Below are 20,382 nucleotides of genomic sequence, written 5' to 3'. Positions count from 1 at the left end.
TATAATATGAATGACTCAGTAGAAACTAACGATTTTATTATTCCAAGATCTGCATCGCCATCGAAAATGGCTGAATCGGCAAAACCAAAAGAAGAAAAAAAAGTTGAAGAAGATAATGATGTACCTGACGAATCTTTTTTATTATATGTAAACGGCAAGAAAAAGCAGATCGCTGTAAAAAATCCTAAATTCGATAAAGGGAAATTGACGTACATTGAGGGATTAGAACCCTTTTTCTCTAAAAATAAAGGAGACAAACCAACTGTTGAGGATGCCCAAGCCCTGAAGCGTGGTTGGTATAATGATTTTTTCAAAAAGCCATTTAAAAATTTATTAGTTTTATCCGGTGCGGGATCTTCTGTAGATGTCGGGTTGCCGTTAATGACTGGACTATGGAAATTTGTGAAAGAAGAATTAGGTGAGAAAGTATTTGATGAAATATGCTCTACCATAAAACATACTGCTGAAGGGGATTTTGAACTGTTGATTTCAAGATTGGAGGGGTACATTCAATATAATAATGATACTGAAATAGAAGGGAAAAAACTTAGTTCTTACAGAGACGACATTTTGAAGGTTATAAGACATCATACCAATGTAGGTGAACCAAGAGGAAAGTTTCCACATGTGACATTTTTACAGAAATTATTACAACGTAAACAAACAAGTTCTCGGGTTAAAGTTTTCACTTTAAATTATGATTTGCTATTCGAAAAAGCCGCCAATAAAATAAATGCTGTAATTATAGATGGTTTTTCATTTACATCACCTAGGACATTTAGCGGTCGCTATTTCGATTACGATATTGTGCAACGGGAGGGGAGCAAGGTCAACGAAGAAGATAACTTTGTTACAAGAGTATTTCATCTTTATAAGTTACATGGTTCGTTGAATTGGCAGAAAGAGACAAATACTAATGAAATTGTAATAAATGATAAGGCAGTTGATCCACTTATGGTTTATCCTCGCGAAGGAAAATATAAAGATTCCTATGGACAGCCATTTTTTGAAATGATTGCGAGATTTCAAAGAAATTTGAGACAAGATAATGACACCTTGCTAATATGTATTGGTTACAGCTTTAATGATAATCATATCAATGCGGCAATTGAAGAAGCAATTAATCAGAATCCAGGATTTAGAATCGCTGTTCTTGATCCATATTTCTGTTGGACGAAATCGAAAGCTTTTGCTAGGCTAATAGGAGAAGCAATGGAATCGGACAAAATTATGATAGTTTCTGAAACCTTTACTGATTTTGCCGATTACTTCCCCGAGATCCAAACCTATGACAACGAATTAAGATATACTCCTATAAATCTTAGAAATGATGGTCAATAAAATTAATCCATTCTCCCATGATTATTTCATTGGATATATAAATCAGGTCTTACCACAGTATGTGAGGGTCCACTTTCCTTCTTCTATTTTGCTTGGTGGGTTTACAAACCAAGGAGAGGAATTCAATGGAGGCTTGGTAGGTAACTTTGTTGTTGTTGAAGGAGACAAATATGGTTTTTTAGGTCGACTCGTAGAGTTAGCTCTACCCGAAAAGGAGCGACTATCATTAAGTGAAAAGTCTTTTCAAACAAAAGATTTTCATCCGGAGGGAAAGATTGAGATCTTACTGTCATTTGATCTTTATAATCCTTTTATAGTAAAAAAAGGACTTGCAAGCTATCCGAATATTGGGGCGAAGGTGTATGTCTGTTCTTCGGATTTGGTTGGACAATTTATGTCCAGATTTGGAGCAAAGTATAATGAAAGTATTACTCCGGTTAGTTTAGGAAAGTTAGTTTCAAATAATGAAACTGAAGTTAATGTCAATTTGCAATCTTTATTTGGACGTCATTGCGCAATAGTCGGAACAACAGGAGGGGGAAAAAGCTATACTGTCAGTAAGCTTCTAGAAATTCTTTCCAATACAAATAGTAAAGCAATTATAATCGATGCGACTGGAGAATACAGTTCTTTCACTACAAATCCTAAATGTACGAATGTTGAGCTAGGAAATGGACATTATTTTCACTACAAAAATTTATCAATTCAAGACTTATTAATTCTTCTAAAACCATCTGGCCAAGTCCAACAACCAATTCTTTTAGAGGCAATTCAATCACTAAAGATTGCCCATTTAGCTATAAAAAATGATAAAAAAACTTCGGAAATTGACGAGAAGGGTATTTATATAAAGTCCAAAAAACCAAAAAAGCCTTATATCGATCTATATAATGAATTTGCTTCAGAAATTGAAGATGCGAAAGCCAATTTTAATATTAATAATCTTACAATGCAATTGAGGAGGGAATGTGTTTATGATAGTGATGGCTTTGGAAATGATATTACTCATTGGGGAGATTTGGATAGAAGGAAGTGGGAAAATAGTACAAGTTTATTTTTAAGGACAGAAACTTTAATCCAATCCGTTCATTTTAAAAGAATATTTGGCTTTGATATAGAAGATAGCGACGAAAATGATCTAGTAAAGAAAATTGATAACTTTTTGAATGACGATAACATGTCGATTTTAAGAATTAACTTTGAAAAAGTCATATTTGAGTTCCAAGCCAGGGAGGTTCTTGCCAATGCCATTGGAAATCACTTGTTGAACTTAGCTCGTTCAGGAAGTTTCAATAATGTCAAAGATGCAGAAAAGCGACCATTGGTATTAATGATTGATGAAGCTCATCAATTTTTGAATAAAAGAGTAGGTGACGAGTTCTTTGGAAGCAATTTAGATTCATTTGATTCTATCGCAAAAGAATGCCGTAAACATGGTTTGTTTCTTTGTATAGCTACCCAAATGCCACGTGATATTCCACAGGGAACGCTAAGTCAGATGGGTACTTTTATAGTACATAGACTAATTAATCATTTTGATAAAGACGCTATTTCGAATGCTTGCAGCTCAGCAAATAGAAACACATTAGATTTTTTACCAATTTTAGGAGAAGGCGAAGCCATTCTTACTGGCGTAGATTTCCCGATGCCAATCATGTTGAAAATTGCAGAACCTAGTAATAAGCCTAACTCCGGAACCCCTAGTTTAAATGTTAATTGATAATTCAATTAAATATTAAAAGAGAAGGAGACTGTATAAATTGAAAGCAGATATAAAACACTAATCAAAGATTGTTTATCAACAATAAATCATGCCGGTATAATATAAGGTGTTGATATTTAAGTAGTTTTGTCTTATTTTTTTAGTAGGACCTATAAAATATAAATGTAATTTTTAATAAATGAAAAATGGAAAACCTATATCACTTAGACATGTAATTCTAGCGGAAGCTGTTTCATTCCTTGAGCGGGAGGGAATGGAATGCTTAATTACGCAGAATGGAATAGTATCTTTAGTAAATCAACTAGTAAAACAGAGATAGAAACTATAATTCGTGGTACAAACAATCCTTTTTTGAAGCAAATTTTGAAAAGTGCATCTTTTCAAATTGTAGAAGAATCAATGATTAAAGCATTAAAGGAAGAAAATTTTGCGGATGAGCATGTAAAGAATTTAGATGGTTACAAGCTTGCTTGCCATTTAAGCAAATAATTGTAGGGGGGGGGATCATACTTTGCTATATTTTTATAGTCCAGAATTAACTAATTATGAATGTTACCAATTATTTTTCAAACTTAATATTAACAGAGGATCAGCATAATGCTGTTTTGCGATTTGAGAAATTTATTAATAGCGATGATCGTATATTCTTATTAAAAGGCTATGCAGGCACAGGTAAAACAACATTAATCAGTGGCATAATTAAGTATTTAAAAGACTTGAATTATGATACACAATTGATGGCTCCTACAGGACGAGCTGCAAAAATTGTTCAGGAAAAAACGACAGAGAATGCATCTACTATACACAAAGGTATTTATTCATTCAGTGAGTTGGAAGAAATAAAAACGGGTTCAGATAAGGAGGATTTAACATTCTTGTATCAATATAAAGTGAGTAAAGTAGAAAATTTAAATTCTGTAATAATCATAGATGAGGCATCTATGGTATCGGACGTGTGCTCGGAACAGGAATTTTTTAGATTCGGTACGGGAAAAGTTTTGGAAGATTTAGCTCATTATAGCAGAATAAATGATCCTACTTATAAAACAAAAATAATTTTAGTAGGAGACCCAGCTCAATTACCACCTGTTGGAATGAATTTTTCTCCCGCCTTGGATGAAGAATATCTGACCAATAAATTTAAAATTTCTGTATCAAGTGTTGAATTGAAGGAAGTTAAGCGTTTGGATAAAAATAATAACATACTTCATAAAGCTACAAAAATCAGAGAAAGTCTTGAATCAGGTTATTATAATGGTTTTAATTTGAGTGATAATGGTTTGGATGTGTTTAATGTAGAATTAGAAAATTTTATAAAAATATATAATCAAATTGAAGGAAAGAAAATCGTAATCTCTTATAAAAATAGTACACAGAACTATGTCAATCAGCAAATTCGACTAGATAAATATGGGGCAGACTTACCTGTTCAAAAAGGTGATGTTATGATAGTCGGAAAGAATAACTATAATTTGGGATTAATGAATGGAGAGTTTGGTTTGGTGAATGAGGTGTCAGATAGTATATCTCGAACGATAAGTTTTAGAAAAAAAGGTAGTAAAGGCGAATTAACTAATGTTACACTAGTTTGGCGTGGCGTGTCGCTTATCGTCAGAAATGAAGTAAATAAGGTCGGTATAGTATCTGGATATTTTCTAGAAAATTATCTTTATGGCGATGGCGATTTATCTTCTGAAGAGAGGCAAGCATTATATGTAGATTTTATGGTGAGACATCCAGGAATCAATAGAAATGACAAGCAATTTGGTGAGAAGCTGAAAAATGATGCTTTTTTTAATAGCTTAATGTTGCAGTTTGGTTATGCTATTACTTGTCATAAAGCTCAAGGTGGAGAATGGGATAATGTTATAGTATTTTGGGATAAGGGTACTACCAATGCACAAAATAATGTGGATAAGCTTAGTCATAAGGGAAAAAGTAATTCTGATTTTTACAGATGGGCTTACACAGCTATAACTCGCTCCTCGAGATTTTTATATTGTATTGAGTCACCTTATTTTAGTCCATATAGTTCTATGTTTTTTGTTGATGCTGATATAAATGATAAATTTCTTTCTATAGATACAAATGTTAAGAAAGATATTGATTTGCCTTATACAGTAGAAATCTCTAATCTTTTTAAAGATTTTGGTTTAGAAACAACTTCCACTTATATACGGGATCATTTCTTATCAATTTGGTACCAACTAAAAAATCAAGACATAAACATTCTATTACATAGCGTGAAAAACTATGAAGTACATTACCAATTTGGGAAAGACAATGATAGAGTAGGTGTCAAATTTTGGTTTAATGGAAAGGGAGAATTTCGACCTAACTTTCAAAATATTAACTCATTGACTAATTCTCCATCATTATTCGAATTAATCAGTAATTTGGTTACTAATCTTCCTGTAGTCAATTTGGTACGTGAAGATATTTCATTAATTGAGTCAAAGATTGAACCTGATTTTACTATCGAAGAAAATAAACCTTTTCTGCGAAATTTAGAAGAAGAATTAAATGCTTTAATAGCAGTTTATAAAATAAATATTGAGGATATCCAACATTTAAACTACAAAGAACGATTTACTTTTATTCGAGGTAGAGAGAAAGCTATATTAGATATAGATTATAATGATAAAGGTTTTTTTGGAAGAATATTGCCTTTACAAAAAATGTGCAATAGTCTTGTATTATTAAATGATCTTCAAGAAGCTTTTAATCAATTAAAAAAACAAGATTATGTCTTTCAAAGAGATTAAAGAACTAAGAGCTAATGGGAAGCTCCAAGAAGCTTTAGCGTTAGCGTTGCATAATTATTCTACGGACAATAATAATATATGGAATCTAAGAGCATTATCTTGGGTCTATTATGATTACTTGAAGTCAAATGCAGAGCCACTTAACAAAGATGGTTTTTTAGAATATTTAACTAAGATAGCCGAATTAGAACTACCTGCTGATGAAGTTATGTTTTTCGAAACTGTTACTTGGCCTATTTCATCCGTGATACGTATGATGGCTAATGAACAGCCTGTTAACTATAACTTTATCCTTCAAATATTTAATATTATTAAAGATTATCAATTTGCAAAACCATCAAAGACTTATACTGTGCTATTGGGAGCACTTCATAAGGCATTTAAAGATAGCAGAGATTATTTAGATATAATTGATTGGTGGGGACTAAAAAACCTTTTACCTGAGGATTATAAAGAAACTACTTTCAACAATCGAAACATCATGGCTTTGGCCGAACAAGTTTATATAGCTTATGCTAAGGCTCTATTGATGCAATCAAATCCAAATAGGGCGTATATGGATTATGATGCCTATTTGCATAAAGTACAACAGTTTATGCCAAAATTGGATAAGATTATTTCTGATAATCCTTCTTATGTCTATCCAAGTTTTTTTAAAGCTAAATTGTTATTGGCTCAAGGTAGTAGTGAGGTAATGCAAACATTTATACCTTTTGCTAAGCAAAAGAAAAATGACTTTTGGGTTTGGCAGTTGATGGCGGAGATATACAAGGATGAACCAGATATTGTTTTTAGTTGCTATTGTAAGGCCTTGTCTCTTCGGACTCCAGATGAATTTTTGGTAAGAATAAGACAGTTGTTTGCTGATTTATTAGTCGGAAAACAGCTTTTTGCAGAGGCTAAAACGGAAATTGAAGCTATTGTAAAGGTAAAAAATCAATCAGGAGCTAAATTACCAAACCAAATAATAGCTTGGCAGAATACTTCTTGGTATAAAGATACTCATGCTTTAAAAAATAATGTGGCACTTTATCAAAAGCACCAAAACAAAGCCACTGACTTATTATTCAAACATGATCCAGAAGAACTTATTGTGGTGGAGTTTGTAAACTCTGAAAAGAGAATTGTCAATTTTATTAAAGACAAAACGAAAAGCGGATTTTTTAAATATGATTTTACATTGAAAAATCCTAAGATAGGAGAGCTGTATCAAGTTCGAATGCAGCATATTAAGGAGTCCATGTATAAATTGTTGACAGCTCGTAAAGATCACACGTCTATGAGTGAAGTGTTAAAAATTGTTTCAGGAATAATACGTGTTAGTCCTGCTGGCTTTGGATTTGTAGATGATGTTTTTGTTGATAAGTCTTTTATAAATCATCACAATATCAAAGATGGTAGCAACATTCAATTGAAGTCAATATTGTCTTTTAATAAGAAAAAAAGTTCCTGGGGCTGGCGTGCTATTGATGTGGTAGTATAGGTAGATTTATTGTAATAAGTTATTAGCTCTTATACGAAAGGTATAATGAAGGATAATAAGGTGATTTTTAATTAGAATTACCTGTTTTTCCTATTGCTTAATCCACTAAAATAAACTATTTTAAAGCACGAAACGAAAGATTGTTAACTGTATCATTATTAGGTAAATGGCCATTAAAAAATCCGAATTATATAGCTCGTTGTGGGCATCTTGTGACGAATTACGTGGAGGCATGGACGCCTCGCAATACAAAGATTATGTGCTTACGATGTTGTTCGTGAAGTACATTTCTGATAAATACAAAGACGATCCCTTTGGGGCGATTACCGTTCCTGATGGTGCAACCTTTGACGATATGGTGGATTTGATTGGAAATCCAGAAATTGGCGATAAAATCAATAAGCAAATTTTAAACCCGATTAAGGAAGCCAATAAACTGACTGATTTCCCTGATTTTAACGACGAAAACAAATTAGGAAAAGGAAAGGATTTGGTGGATACGGTCTCGAACTTGGTGCGCATTTTCAACGATCCGAGTTTGGATTTTGCGAAAAATTCTGCCGAAGGCGATGATATCTTGGGCGATGCCTACGAATATTTGATGCGTCACTTTGCGACAGAATCGGGTAAATCAAAAGGTCAGTTCTATACGCCTGCCGAAGTATCGCGTGTATTGGCTAAGGTGATTGGTATTTCGCCAGCCAATTCCTCGAATCAAACCACGGCCTATGACCCAACTTGTGGTTCTGGATCGCTCTTATTGAAAGTAGCCAATGAATCGGGGAAAAACATTACCCTTTACGGACAAGAAAAAGAAACGACAACCGCCAACTTGGCGAAGATGAATATGATTCTGCACAATAGCCCAACGGCCGAAATTGTCGCAGACAATACCTTAACGCGTCCGGCGTACAAGGAAACCGATGGTAGCTTAAAGCGTTTTGATTACGTGGTAGCCAATCCGCCGTTTTCGTTAAAAAGTTGGAGCAATGGTGTGAGTGTGGATAGCGATGAATTTGGTCGCTTCGAATTGGGAGTGCCACCGGAGAAAAATGGCGATTATGCCTTTTTGTTGCACATCATAAAATCGTTAAAAGCAACAGGTAAAGCCGCTGTGGTATTACCGCATGGGGTTTTGTTCCGTGGAAATGCCGAGGGCGAAATCCGTAAAAACATCTTGAAGAAAGGCTACATCAAAGGGATTATTGGTTTACCTGCCAACTTGTTTTACGGTACGGGTATTCCGGCTTGTATTATTGTGTTGGACAAGGAACATGCCGAGCACCGCAAAGGGATTTTTATGATCGATGCGAGCAAAGGCTTTGTGAAAGATGGCAACAAAAACCGTTTGCGTGAGCAGGATATTCGTAAAATAACGGATGTATTTTCAGCGCAGTTGGAAGTACCGAAATATAGCCGTATGGTGTCGATGAGTGAAATTGCCGATGCCAAGAACGATTACAACTTAAACATTCCGCGTTATATCGATACGCAGGAAGCCGAAGATATACAAAACATAGAAGCACATTTGTTGGGTGGTATTCCCGAAGCCGATATGGCGGGATTGGAAGCCTATTGGCAAGTGTTCCCAGGGTTGAAAAACGATTTGTTTGAAACTTTACGTCCGGGTTATGTGGCGTTGAAAGTAGCACCAAACGAATTGAAACAAGGTATTTTTACGCATCCCGAATTTGTGGCGTACAACCAAACGATACAAACGGCTTACGAGCAATGGTTGAACCAACAAAAAGCGCAATGGGAAAACCTAAGCGAAGGAGCGCATCCGAAGGAAGTGATTACCGAAAGTACCGCCGCTTTGTTTGGGACGATGACCGATACGCGTTTGATTGATACCTACGATTTGTACCAACATTTGATGCAGTATTGGAACGAAACCATGCAAGACGATGTGTACACGGTAGCGATGGACAGATGGAAAGCCGGTGCCGAATACGAGCGTTTGGTGGTAAAAGGCAAGCCCGATAAAAACGGAAAAACCAAAGCCGATAAAGAAATTGCAGGTTTGGCAGGAATTGCAGGACGAATGATTTCACCTGATTTGTTGATTGAAACTTATTTTGAAGCCGAAAAACAAGCGATTGCCGAACAAGAAAATGTGGTAGAAACAGCACAAGCACGTTTAACCGAAATAGAAGAAGAACAAAGCAGCGAAGAAGGTTTATTTGCCGATTTGGAAAAAGTAAATTCAACCGAAGTTGCTAAGCTAATAAAAGATAAAACGCGTGCATGGAGTGGGGCCGAAATGAGCGTTTTAAAAGAATACATTGCTCAGGCGGATGCCATTAAAAAAGCCAATGCCGAGATTAAAAAATTGAATACAGAACTGGAAGCCAAAGTCTTAGCTAAATACCCAACGCTTAGCGAAGCTGATGTAAAACAATTGGTGATCCACCGCAAATGGCAAGGCGCTTTGGCACAAGCCTTAACGCAAGAGCAAGAAAAAATTAGCCAAAACCTAACGGGTCGCATAAAAGCCTTAGCCGAACGCTACGCGGTTACTTTACCAAGCTTGGAGGCTGAGGTTCTCGAAGCCTCGAATAAAGTATTGTCTCACCTGAAACAAATGGGCTTATCATGGTAAAGGATATGAAACAAACAGAAATTGGCTTAATCCCTGAGGATTGGGAGGTGAAAGAATTAGGTGATTTTTGTGATACTTATTCAGGTGGAACTCCAAACTCTAGTATTAGTGAATATTATAATGGTAATATACCTTGGATTAGTTCTGGTGAATTGAATAAAAATATCATAAGATATACTGATTCATTTATAAGTGAAAAAGGTCTGCAAAATTCTGCCTCAAAATTAGTTGAGGAAAACACTTTACTAATAGCTATGTATGGTGCTACAGCAGGAGTTATTGCAATTTCTAAGATTGTTGGAGCAATCAATCAAGCAGTATTGGCAATTAAAAATGATGTCTCAAAATCAAACAACATCTTTTTAAAAAATTTTTTAGATTATAAAAAAGAATGGATTTTATCTACATATACACAAGGTGGTCAACCAAATTTGAACCAAGAAATTATAAGAAAAATTCAAATCCCGCTACCACCCTTAGCCGAGCAAGAAGCCATTGCAAATGCTTTGAGTGATGCCGATGCGTGGATCGAAAAATTGGAGCAAATCATCACCAAAAAACGCCTCATCAAACAAGGTGCCATGCAAACTTTGCTTACTCCTAAAGAAGACTGGGAAGAAAGGTCAATTTTTGAAATTGCAGATTGCAAGAGAGACTTATTTAATGATGGAGATTGGATTGAATCTGAACATATCAAGGATGAAGGTATAAGACTAGTTCAAACAGGAAATATTGGAGTTGGTAAATTCTTAAATAAATCAAATAAAAAATACATCTCTGAAAAATCATTTTCAGAGTTAAAATGTAAGGAATTGTCAGAGGGAGATTTACTTATTTGTCGATTAGCCGAACCTGCTGGTCGTGTTTGTTTGTTTCCAAAAACTGAAGATTATAAATCTGTTACATCGGTTGACGTTACTATATTCAGACCCAATGAATCGAAATATGACAGAAGATTTCTGTTATATAGTTTATCAACTGAAAACTGGTTTAAAGATGTTATTGAACAAGTTGGTGGTACAACACATAAAAGAATCTCTAGAGGTAATTTAGGAACATTAAAAATAAAACTTCCCAAATCTCTTTCCGAGCAGGAGCGTATAGCAACAATTTTATCGGATATGGATGCCGAGATCGAGGCTTTGGAGCAGCAATTGGGCAAAGCTCGCCACATCAAACAAGGCATGATGCAGGAGCTCTTGACGGGGAAAACGAGGTTGGTGTAGATAAAAAATATTTATGAAATGAAAAAACTTGGCACTAATCTTTATACTATAGCCGAAATCGTAAATGCTGGAATTAACGTTTTCGAAATCAAGAGTTATCAGCGTGGCTATAGGTTTAAGTTTTCTAAATAAAATTTTTTAAATGAAAGATAATATAGCCGAAATAAAATCCATAGAAGACTTTTTGAGTATAGAAGCAATACGTATACCCGAATACCAAAGACCTTATAAATGGACTTCTAAAAATGTGCTACAATTAGTAGATGATATACATACGTTTCGACACAAAAGTCATTATCGTATAGGTACTATCGTTATTCATATAAATAACATAAATGAAAATGGAGTAGAACGTATATCTTATGACATAGTTGATGGTCAACAACGCTATTTGACCTTGAGAATATTGATTTATGCGCTACAAAAGCAAGTAAGTGATAATCCAAGATATCAAAATCATACGAAGGAGTTTGTAAATGCTACATATAATTGCTTAAAAAAAGTACCGATTACTTTTCGACACAAGGTATCTATTGAAAATATAAATTCGAATTACAAAACGATTCAACGTGCCATTCAGCATTTTGATGATCAAACCATTGTTCAATTTATAAAAAACTTTCAAGTAGTCGTTTTCTTTATTTATGACGAAACCGAAGCATTTCAATTCTTTGATTCACAAAATTCTCGAGGTAAAGATCTATATCCTCATGATTTATTAAAAGCTTTCCATTTAAGAGAGTTTGATCCAAGTGAAAAAAGTATCCAACACGAATTCATAGATCAATGGGAAAAGTATTCAACAGCGAAATTACATGAGTTGTTTTCTGAATATTTGTTCAGGATAAAAGGATGGAGTAATAGCCGTTCGTCTCGCTATTTTAGAAAAGAACAAATAGAAGGATTTAAAGGAATTAGCATTAGTAAGATTGAAGAATATCCTTACGTAAAAAGTTTACAAATTGCTCATCACTTAGTAGATGGATACAACGCCAACATTGAACGGAAAATAGATAAACAAAAAATGAACTTTCCGTTTCAGATAGATCAATTAATGATAAATGGGCGTAGGTTTTTTGAGTACATCCATTATTATTTAGGAATAAATGAACGATTTAAAAAGGACTATTTAAAACCTATAAGTACTTTGGATAGTGATTGTACAAGGGCCGAATATCTTGTGAAAATCGTCTATAGAAATGATTATAGTTACCGTGATGGAGAGTCCTATTTAAAAGATTTGTTTGAATGTATAACGATTTACTATATCGATAAATTTGGCTCAGCAGAAATTGAAGCGTTTATAGAAAAAGCATTTGTTTGGTGTTACTTTCTTCGTTTTGAGTTCCAACGAATAGGTTTTGATAGTATTGATAAATATGTACTTAATAACAATTTGTTTTTAATCGTTAAAAATGCTTTTCAACCTAAAGAAGTGATTAAAGCTGCATTTTTAAATGTACCGAGTTTACAGAAGGTTATTGATTTTGAAAATTCAAATTCAAGAAGAATGGACAAGCGAATTGTGAAATTTTTTAAAGAAAATAATTACTATGCAAACTAATCAAAGTGAACTTGTAAATCTAAGCATAGGAGAATTATTCTTAGGAGACGATGCTTATTTAATTCCTATTTATCAGCGTAATTACGAATGGGAAGACAAACAGATTATTCAACTTATAGAAGATATAAAGGATTATTACCTCGAAGAATCAAGTAAAAATTATTACATAGGTACTTTAGTTGTCAATGTGCGACGAGAAAATCAATCATTTTTTTATGAAACAATTGATGGACAGCAAAGGCTTACAACGTTTAACTTAATAATGTGCGCGCTGCGCGAATTAAAACGAGAACAACATGACATCACAGGTTATGATAAACAATTAAAGACAAATATTAGTTTTGAATCTCGCAGTATATCGGTTAAGACAATTGAATATATTTATAACAATGGTACAGCACAACCCAATTTTCCAGAATTCAACGAGAACATTATCAATGGAATCGCTATCGTAAAAGCACAGTTGTTAAAGTTGTTAGAATCGTTTTCTTCAGATACAAAAGAGATTCAATTACAAAATAAATCCTTTCAAGGTTTCATAGATTATCTATTTCAAAAAGTAATTATTATTCGTGTTCAAGTTCCATTAGACACAGATTTGAATCATTATTTTGAAATAATGAATTCTCGAGGCGAGCAATTAGAAAAACACGAAATTCTTAAAGCTCGAATGATGAATGAGCTAAATGGATTGGATAATTCTTCAAAGCTTAGAAAGTCTTTTCATTTAATCTGGGATGCATGTTCACAAATGGAGAACTACGTTCAATTATTATTTCCAAAAAAATACAGAACAGCGGTATTTGGCGATCGATGGTTTCAGTTTATACCAACATCAAGTGATGAATTATACAGATTATTATCAAATGATAATAGTGATATTGAACAAGTTACTGTAGGACTAAATTTTGATGAAATCATTGATACAAATGATGAATTATCATTAAAGCATAAAATTGACTCTTTTCAAAATGAGGAAATAGTTAACGAATCTGATTCAAATCAATATCAGCCTGTAATCAATTTTGAAAATTTTCTATTACATGTTTTAAAATTGATGCTATCTGATAGTTCCGAGATAAGTTTGGATGACAAAAGACTTTTGAGCTTTTTTAAAAAAGCACTAGATAATTCTGCCGATAAATCGCGATTTGTACTTGATTTTGGCTATATGTTATTAAAGACCAAATTTTTACTTGATCATTATGTTTTGAAAAGAAAATATTTACCAGGTGAGGATTTTTGGACATTAGAAGCATTGAAATTCTATCCTAAAATAGATGGAATACGAGATAAAGAATCTTATAATTATATCAATACTTACCATGAAAAATCAATAAATGACGAACTCATATTATTGTTATCAATGTTTCATGTATCCACACCAACATTAGTCTATAAGTATTGGTTGTTAGAAGTGTTAATGTTTCTTCATAAATCTTATGATTTTGAAAAGAACATAGCTTCATTAGAAAATCCAACTAATATAGATTCAATTACATATAAAGAAAGCTTAATTAAAATTGCAAAGAAGTTTTTGAAATTTAGATTTTTAAATAAAAATCAAGAAGTAGGATATGATAAAATACTTTTGAATGACTTAGAAAATTTAGAAGCAGATTTTGATGACAGTTTACTATCCTATGGGAAAGTAAGAAACAATTTAATTTTCAATTACATTGATTATCTCTTATGGGTGAATAAAAAGGATGAATATAAAGATTTCGCATTTTCTTTCAGAAGTTCAGTAGAGCACTATTATCCTCAAAATCCAATTAGCGGAGAAAAGTTAGAAGATGAAAATATATTAAATTGTATTGGAAATTTATGTTTAATATCTCATAGCAATAATTCAAAATTAAGTAATTATTTGCCTCAAGCTAAAAAAGAACATTATATCAATTCTAATTCAAAGGATAGTATAAAACAACTGGAAATGATGAAAAATTCAAAATGGTTTGTTGAAGAAATATTGGAACATAATCAATATATTGTTTCCCTATTAAAAACTAATTTACCATGATCAACCCAATCGAACGTATCACCCAAAATAGAATTATCAAATTGTTTCAAGAGCAATTGGGCTATAGCTATTATGGCAATTGGGAGAAACGTGACAATAATAGCAACGTAGAGCAAGAGATTTTGAAAAAGAATCTTTTGCAACGGGGATATACAGAAACTTTGGCCAATAAAGCAGTGAAGGAGCTATACGATTTGGCACATACGAGTTCAGGTAATTTATACGATCGTAACAAGGCTTTTTATAACATGGTGCGTTATGGTGTAAAAGCGCGACCGGAATTGGGAGAGCAGTTTGATACCATTTTCCCGATTGATTGGAAAAACTGGGAGAAGAATGAATTTGGTATCGCGGAAGAAGTTACTTTGACCAAAGGCCAACATACACGTCGTCCTGATATTGTGTTGTATGTGAATGGTATTGCTTTGGGTGTATTGGAGTTAAAACGTGGGACCACAGACATTGCAGAATCGGTAAATCAATCCATTTCCAATCAAAAAGAAACCTTTAACGAGTGGTTTTATACCACGGTTCAGTTTGTTATGGCGGGTAATAATACGCAAGGATTGAAGTATGGAACTATAGAAACTCCAGCTAAATATTTCTTGTCTTGGAAAGAAGACGAAGCCGACAATACCGAATATAAACTGGATAAATACCTAAAGAAACTTTGTGTCAAAGAACGCTTTTTAGATATCGTTTACAATGGTGTTGTTTTTGATGCAGGGGTGAAAAAATTACCACGTCCACATCAGTATTTTGCGTTGAAAGCAGCGCAAGATTTTGTGAGAGGTCGTGAAGGAGGAATTATCTGGCATACGCAAGGTTCGGGTAAATCCTTAATGATGGTGATGCTAGGGAAATGGATTCTGGAGAATGTTCCCAATTCCCGTTTGGTGATTCTAACCGACCGTACAGAGTTGGACGATCAAATCGAAAGGGTATTTAATGATGTGGGTGAAACAGATATTGCAAAAACTAGATCAGGTAAAGAATTGATACAGTTTTTGACTTCGTCACGCCCAAGATTGGTATGTTCATTAATCCATAAGTTTGGAAATAAAGGCGAAACCGATTTTGATGCTTTTTTAAAAGAATTGCAAGAAAATCCGCTACAAACGCAGGGAGAAATTTTTGTTTTCATTGACGAGTGCCACCGCACACAGAGCGGTAAACTCAACCAAGTGATGAAAGCCGTATTGCATAATGCAGTATTTGTTGGGTTTACAGGAACGCCTTTGTTGAAACAAGACAAGAAAACGACGATGGATGTTTTCGGTCGATACATTCATACCTACAAATTCAACGAGGCAGTTCAAGACGGTGTCGTGAAAGATTTGATGTACGAGGGCCGTAAGATAGAACAATCTTTAACATCACAATCTAAAGTTGATCAATGGTTTGCAGCAAAAACAGCGGGGTTGAATGAATTCCAGCGCAATGAACTCAAAAAGAAATGGGGAACAATGCAAAATGTATTGAGTTCAAAGAGCCGCATGGAAAAAATCGTATCAGACATTGTGATGGATTTCTCTGTAAAACCGCGTTTAGCAAATGAAAAAGGTAATGCCATTTTAGTGGCTTCGAGCATTTATGAAGCGTGTAAGTACTACAACTTGTTTCTAAATACGGAACTGAAAAACAAATGTGCGATCATTACTTCGTACAATCCAAATGCACGTGATATATCGTTAGAAGATACAGGGGCAGATAGCGAAACAGACAAAGAATACATCTACAATACCTATACGGAATTATTAAAATCAGTGAGCCCGAGTGGTAATAAATCTAAGACTGAAACCTATGAACAAGAAAGCAAGGAGCGTTTCCGTAAGGAACCTGCTCGCATGAAATTATTGATCGTAGTATCTAAACTTTTAACAGGCTTCGATGCGCCTCCGTGTACCTATATTTACATCGATAAAAAGATGCAGGATCATACCTTGTTTCAAGCTATTTGTCGTGTGAATCGTTTGGATACCGACGACAAGGATTATGGCTACATCATCGACTACATGGAATTGTTTGGAAATGTAACCGACGCTATCAGTGTCTATACATCTGAATTGGACAGTGAAGGGTTTACAAAGGAAGAAGTTGAAATCAATTTAAAGGATCGTATCAAAGTAGCGGCCGATCGATTGATGACGGCATATGAAACCGTAGAAGCGATTATTGAAAATGTAGCTTTACCCAAAGCGGATTTGGATTTTATTCGCTATTTCTGTGGGAATACCGAGAACCCCGAAGATTTAAAAGCGAATGAATTCAAACGTATGGCCTTATACAAAGCTATCGTTGAATATGTACGTGCTTATACAGCTATCAAAGCAGATTTTGTACAGACTGAATTTAGTGATGCAGAAGTACAACGTTTTCATAAAAAAATTGATGAGTATTTAAACATCAGAGAAATTATTCGAATTGCGTCAGGTGAAACGATTGATTTGAAAGCCTACGAAGCCGATATGCGTTTCTTGATTGACACCTATATCCGTGCTGAAGAATCTGAAACCATTTCTCCTTTTGAGGATATTTCTTTGTTGGATTTATTTGATACCAATATTCAAAAAGCGATTGAAACTTTACCTGCTGGTGTTAAAGGTAATAAAGAAGCTGTTGCAGAAATTATTGAAAACAACGTGCGCAGTAAAATTGTAGAAGAACATTTGTTAGATCCGAAGTATTTTGATCACATGTCTGTTCTTTTGCAAGAATTGATTGAAAAGCGCAAGCAAGATATGATTTCCTATCAAGAATATTTGAATGAAATGGTGGAACTGGTGCGCCAAGTCAATCAAGGTAAAAAGGATGACTTACCGGATTCGCTAAATACAAAAGGAAAAGTAGCTTTGTATCATACCTTGGAAGATGAATATTTGGCTTTAGCTTGTGAAAATGCTGTACAATACGCAAAACAAGAAGGTTTTAGAGAAAATTTAGCGAAACAAAACTTAGTCAAAAAAGCAATTTACGACGTTGTAAAAGATAAGGATAAAGTCAACGAGATTTATAAAATTATAGAAGCTCATAAAGACGAATACTAATGAAAGTAGAGCAGTTGAAGATTGGAGGAGTAGAGATAGAGGTTACTTTTAAAGATATTAAGAATTTACATCTTAGTGTCCACCCGCCGGAAGGAAAGGTGACGATTTCTTCGCCAGAATTTTATGATTTGGAGAAGGTGAAAATCTATGCGGCTACCAAATTGGGTTGGATTAAGAAAGAGCAGCTAAAATTTAAAAATCAAGCAAGAGAATCCGAACGACAAATGATAAACCAAGAAAGTCATTATTTGTTTGGTGAACGATATTTGTTAGAAGTCGTTGTGGCTAAACGGAATTCGATTAGTTTAAAAGGTAAAAAGATTGTTCTTTTTGTAATAGATGGAAATGATAAAGAATTGAAGCGTGAGGTTTTATACAAGTTTTACAGAAAAGCACTTCGTATTAAATTGAATAGTTTGCTCGCACATTTTGCAGATAAAATGCAATTGGAAATTCCTGAATTCAAAATCAGAACGATGAAAACAAAATGGGGTTCTTGTGCTGTAACTAATGGGCGATTATGGTTTAATATCGAATTAACAAAGAAACCGATTGAATGTATTGAATATGTAGTGGTTCATGAATTGGTTCATTTATTAGAACGTCATCATAATAAGCGTTTTGTCCTAATGATGGACCAATACTACCCAAATTGGAGAACTCAGAAAAAATTATTGAATGAATTGCCATTGATATATTAGTTTAAATAGTCAAAAGATATATGCCCCAACATTTCGAATGCTGGGGTGTACAATTTTAGCAAATTCTGTTGATATTTATCTCAGTTTTAAATCTCAATTTTGGCTCCATTATCCGAACGGGATTTTATAGGCTTTTCAGCCATAAAATCCTTTTGGCTACATACAATCCCGTTGCAAGTTATAATTTCTCGTTCTTATAATCGGCAACAAACTTTTGGAGTGCTCTTACAAATTCAGGATTATTAATCTCTTTTAATTCTCCTTTATCATCAGGAGATTGGATTTTGATAGACATACCGGTTTTGAGCAATCTTTTATATTCATTCTGTAGAGCTTGAGCTAATCCAGTAGAATATCTCGGAATGGATTGAATTAGTTCTACGTTATCTACTTCAAGAATTTCACCTACTTCGTCCAATCTTTTTAAACTCGGTTGAGCAGTATTTGAATTCCATTTGCTTATTGTCGTGTCATCCACGTCAAGGTACAGAGCTAGTGCTATTACTTGGAGTGGAGAATCTTTGATAGCTTTTTTTATATTATTGATTTTTTTCGACATATTTTAACCTAAAAAACTTGCATAATATTCCAGTTATTTGTATTTTTGTTCTAGCGATATGAAGATCAGGGCAATTAGCCATGATTAACGATGTTTTTCTCTATCTGTAAACGACTAAATTACCCAGAGAAAACCGTGATATCGCCCCATGCTCAAAAAGTTTGTTACTTTTGTAATACTTTTATAATGCATGTGGGTGATTCGCGTTTACTTTAGAGGGTAGAGTCAAGTGTCTCGTGTAGACATAGACAACAAAGGTTAGTCACCTTCAGATCTAAAGTGCGGGTCACCCCTTGCTTTTTTTATTCTTCGCAATAATAGAGAGTAACATCGTTCACATAAAACCAAAAATGATTATGAGAACGAACACAAAAAACACCACCCATTACCCGCATTCGATCAGAGATCAGATGACTAGGTATTCCCGCAAATCACTTTTAAAGAACATCTTTCGCGCACCTGAATAGGTTGCGCTCAACTTAAAACAGGCTGTAAAGAGCAACAAAAAGGGGAGGATTTGACTTTCCTTAAATTGAAAAGACAACTGAACCCGGTTCAGTTTAATTTCCCTCTTTTTACGCCTGTCACCGACCTATACATTTATATAATTGCATTAAAAGGTAATATTGGCCAGTGATACAGCTTGATTTAATATTTGCACCTTAAAATTAAGCAAATTTTCATTCAGTCCAAACTTTTTACCCGTAGTTTTTATTGTAATACAATTTTGTGGTAGGTCGGTATTTCCTTCTTTCCGGCAGGGAGCGCCATAATTAACCCTAATTTATGCTTTGAAACTGTATCAAGGCGCTTTTCGGACTTTTAATCTTATTTGTCCATTTCGCATAGGTCGCATTTGATCTGTGCAATGACAAGCCATTTTAACGCGAAAAAATCGCGAAGGGGGATGCTTTGGCCTAATTTTCCGGTAGCACCTCGGGTTTGTCATACTTGATGAAACTAAATTATGAACCAAAAATCAAACAATCTGCTACCTTTTGAGCTAGCATGTTATGAAATATACGACAATGGATACGATCCATTAAAAACCATTACGGAGTTCTGGTCCCAACATACCATCACCGACTGTCAGGAAAGCCTGTGGACACTCTTTGAAAACTATAGAAAGAGTACGGTGCAGGAAGATGCTGCCGACGTAAAGCAGATGCATACCTTTTTGATGAAAGTGTGTCGTGTGCTGATGGCTTATTTCCTCGTACACTTTCGCAAGATCGGAATCGATACGGTGCCATTTGCCTTTACGGAACCTGCCGGCGTCATTACGGCCGATCTGGAAACCAAACAAAGGATCCACAGTTTCTTTAATAGAATTGCTGAATAATACCTA

The 20,382-nt window shown here is 34.3% G+C and carries 13 protein-coding genes; 12 read left to right on the top strand and 1 reads right to left on the bottom strand.

The genetic code is table 11. The annotated features are described in order from the left end of the window. The first annotated feature begins 6 nt into the window (after positions 1-6). The 11 genes from B3297_RS17660 to B3297_RS17610 all read left to right on the top strand — a co-directional run bounded on the left by B3297_RS17660 (position 7) and on the right by B3297_RS17610 (position 18,475). Positions 7-1,341, top strand: coding sequence for an SIR2 family protein (locus B3297_RS17660; RefSeq protein ID WP_286779201.1), 1,335 nt, complete (start codon positions 7-9; stop codon positions 1,339-1,341). Then, positions 1,328-3,061: an ATP-binding protein gene (locus B3297_RS17655; protein WP_286779200.1), complete on the top strand. Its 1,734-nt coding sequence runs from the start codon at positions 1,328-1,330 to the stop codon at positions 3,059-3,061. Before B3297_RS17660 ends, B3297_RS17655 begins: the two co-directional genes overlap by 14 nt. 261 nt (positions 3,062-3,322) lie before the next feature. Next, positions 3,323-3,553: a hypothetical protein gene (locus B3297_RS17650; protein ID WP_286779199.1), complete on the top strand. Its 231-nt coding sequence runs from the start codon at positions 3,323-3,325 to the stop codon at positions 3,551-3,553. Between the two features lie 56 nt (positions 3,554-3,609). Continuing rightward, the gene (locus tag B3297_RS17645) at positions 3,610-5,829 is read left to right on the top strand and encodes an ATP-dependent DNA helicase (RefSeq protein ID WP_286779198.1); all 2,220 of its coding nucleotides are present in this window, start codon (positions 3,610-3,612) and stop codon (positions 5,827-5,829) included. Next, positions 5,810-7,312, top strand: a complete 1,503-nt coding sequence (locus tag B3297_RS17640; protein WP_286779197.1) for a DUF7017 domain-containing protein — start codon at positions 5,810-5,812, stop codon at positions 7,310-7,312. The genes B3297_RS17645 and B3297_RS17640 overlap by 20 nt, the downstream gene beginning before the upstream one ends. Positions 7,313-7,478: 166 nt before the next feature. Beyond that, the gene (locus B3297_RS17635; protein WP_286709333.1) at positions 7,479-9,914 is read left to right on the top strand and encodes a type I restriction-modification system subunit M; all 2,436 of its coding nucleotides are present in this window, start codon (positions 7,479-7,481) and stop codon (positions 9,912-9,914) included. A gap of 5 nt (positions 9,915-9,919) precedes the next feature. After that, on the top strand, positions 9,920-11,140 hold the full coding sequence (locus B3297_RS17630; protein ID WP_286709332.1) for a restriction endonuclease subunit S: 1,221 nt from the start codon (positions 9,920-9,922) through the stop codon (positions 11,138-11,140). 142 nt (positions 11,141-11,282) lie between these two features. Beyond that, positions 11,283-12,704, top strand: coding sequence for a DUF262 domain-containing protein (locus tag B3297_RS17625; RefSeq protein WP_286709331.1), 1,422 nt, complete (start codon positions 11,283-11,285; stop codon positions 12,702-12,704). Then, on the top strand, positions 12,694-14,727 hold the full coding sequence (locus B3297_RS17620) for a DUF262 domain-containing protein (protein WP_286709330.1): 2,034 nt from the start codon (positions 12,694-12,696) through the stop codon (positions 14,725-14,727). The genes B3297_RS17625 and B3297_RS17620 overlap by 11 nt, the downstream gene beginning before the upstream one ends. Next, on the top strand, positions 14,724-17,774 hold the full coding sequence (locus tag B3297_RS17615) for a type I restriction endonuclease subunit R (RefSeq protein WP_286709329.1): 3,051 nt from the start codon (positions 14,724-14,726) through the stop codon (positions 17,772-17,774). Before B3297_RS17620 ends, B3297_RS17615 begins: the two co-directional genes overlap by 4 nt. Continuing rightward, complete coding sequence (locus tag B3297_RS17610) at positions 17,774-18,475, top strand: M48 family metallopeptidase (RefSeq protein ID WP_286709328.1); 702 nt, start codon at positions 17,774-17,776, stop codon at positions 18,473-18,475. Before B3297_RS17615 ends, B3297_RS17610 begins: the two co-directional genes overlap by 1 nt. Before the next feature lie 178 nt (positions 18,476-18,653). On the opposite strand, the gene B3297_RS17605 is transcribed toward B3297_RS17610, so the two are convergent. Beyond that, complete coding sequence (locus B3297_RS17605; RefSeq protein WP_286709327.1) at positions 18,654-19,034, bottom strand: helix-turn-helix domain-containing protein; 381 nt, start codon at positions 19,032-19,034, stop codon at positions 18,654-18,656. Between the two features lie 967 nt (positions 19,035-20,001). Here B3297_RS17605 and B3297_RS17600 point away from each other — a divergent pair. Beyond that, positions 20,002-20,376 carry a hypothetical protein gene (locus B3297_RS17600; RefSeq protein ID WP_286709326.1) on the top strand — a complete coding sequence of 125 codons (375 nt, stop codon included), beginning with the start codon at positions 20,002-20,004 and terminating at the stop codon, positions 20,374-20,376. The last annotated feature ends 6 nt before the right edge of the window (positions 20,377-20,382 follow it).

The sequence above is a fragment of the Sphingobacterium sp. UBA3519 genome, assembly GCF_002377215.1.
In the GTDB taxonomy this organism is placed as follows: Bacteria; Bacteroidota; Bacteroidia; order Sphingobacteriales; family Sphingobacteriaceae; genus Sphingobacterium; species Sphingobacterium multivorum.
This window is presented reverse-complemented; position numbering and strand designations above follow the sequence as displayed.

Excerpts from the sequence above, each read along its gene's own strand:
- B3297_RS17660 (WP_286779201.1), top strand. The coding sequence starts at position 7 with ATGAATGACTCAGTAGAAACTAACGATTTTATTATTCCAAGATCTGCA.
- B3297_RS17655 (WP_286779200.1), top strand. The coding sequence starts at position 1,328 with ATGATGGTCAATAAAATTAATCCATTCTCCCATGATTATTTCATTGGA.
- B3297_RS17650 (WP_286779199.1), top strand. The coding sequence starts at position 3,323 with ATGCTTAATTACGCAGAATGGAATAGTATCTTTAGTAAATCAACTAGT.
- B3297_RS17645 (WP_286779198.1), top strand. The coding sequence starts at position 3,610 with ATGAATGTTACCAATTATTTTTCAAACTTAATATTAACAGAGGATCAG.
- B3297_RS17640 (WP_286779197.1), top strand. The coding sequence starts at position 5,810 with ATGTCTTTCAAAGAGATTAAAGAACTAAGAGCTAATGGGAAGCTCCAA.
- B3297_RS17635 (WP_286709333.1), top strand. The coding sequence starts at position 7,479 with ATGGCCATTAAAAAATCCGAATTATATAGCTCGTTGTGGGCATCTTGT.
- B3297_RS17630 (WP_286709332.1), top strand. The coding sequence starts at position 9,920 with ATGAAACAAACAGAAATTGGCTTAATCCCTGAGGATTGGGAGGTGAAA.
- B3297_RS17625 (WP_286709331.1), top strand. The coding sequence starts at position 11,283 with ATGAAAGATAATATAGCCGAAATAAAATCCATAGAAGACTTTTTGAGT.
- B3297_RS17620 (WP_286709330.1), top strand. The coding sequence starts at position 12,694 with ATGCAAACTAATCAAAGTGAACTTGTAAATCTAAGCATAGGAGAATTA.
- B3297_RS17615 (WP_286709329.1), top strand. The coding sequence starts at position 14,724 with ATGATCAACCCAATCGAACGTATCACCCAAAATAGAATTATCAAATTG.
- B3297_RS17610 (WP_286709328.1), top strand. The coding sequence starts at position 17,774 with ATGAAAGTAGAGCAGTTGAAGATTGGAGGAGTAGAGATAGAGGTTACT.
- B3297_RS17605 (WP_286709327.1), bottom strand. The coding sequence starts at position 19,034 with ATGTCGAAAAAAATCAATAATATAAAAAAAGCTATCAAAGATTCTCCA.
- B3297_RS17600 (WP_286709326.1), top strand. The coding sequence starts at position 20,002 with ATGAACCAAAAATCAAACAATCTGCTACCTTTTGAGCTAGCATGTTAT.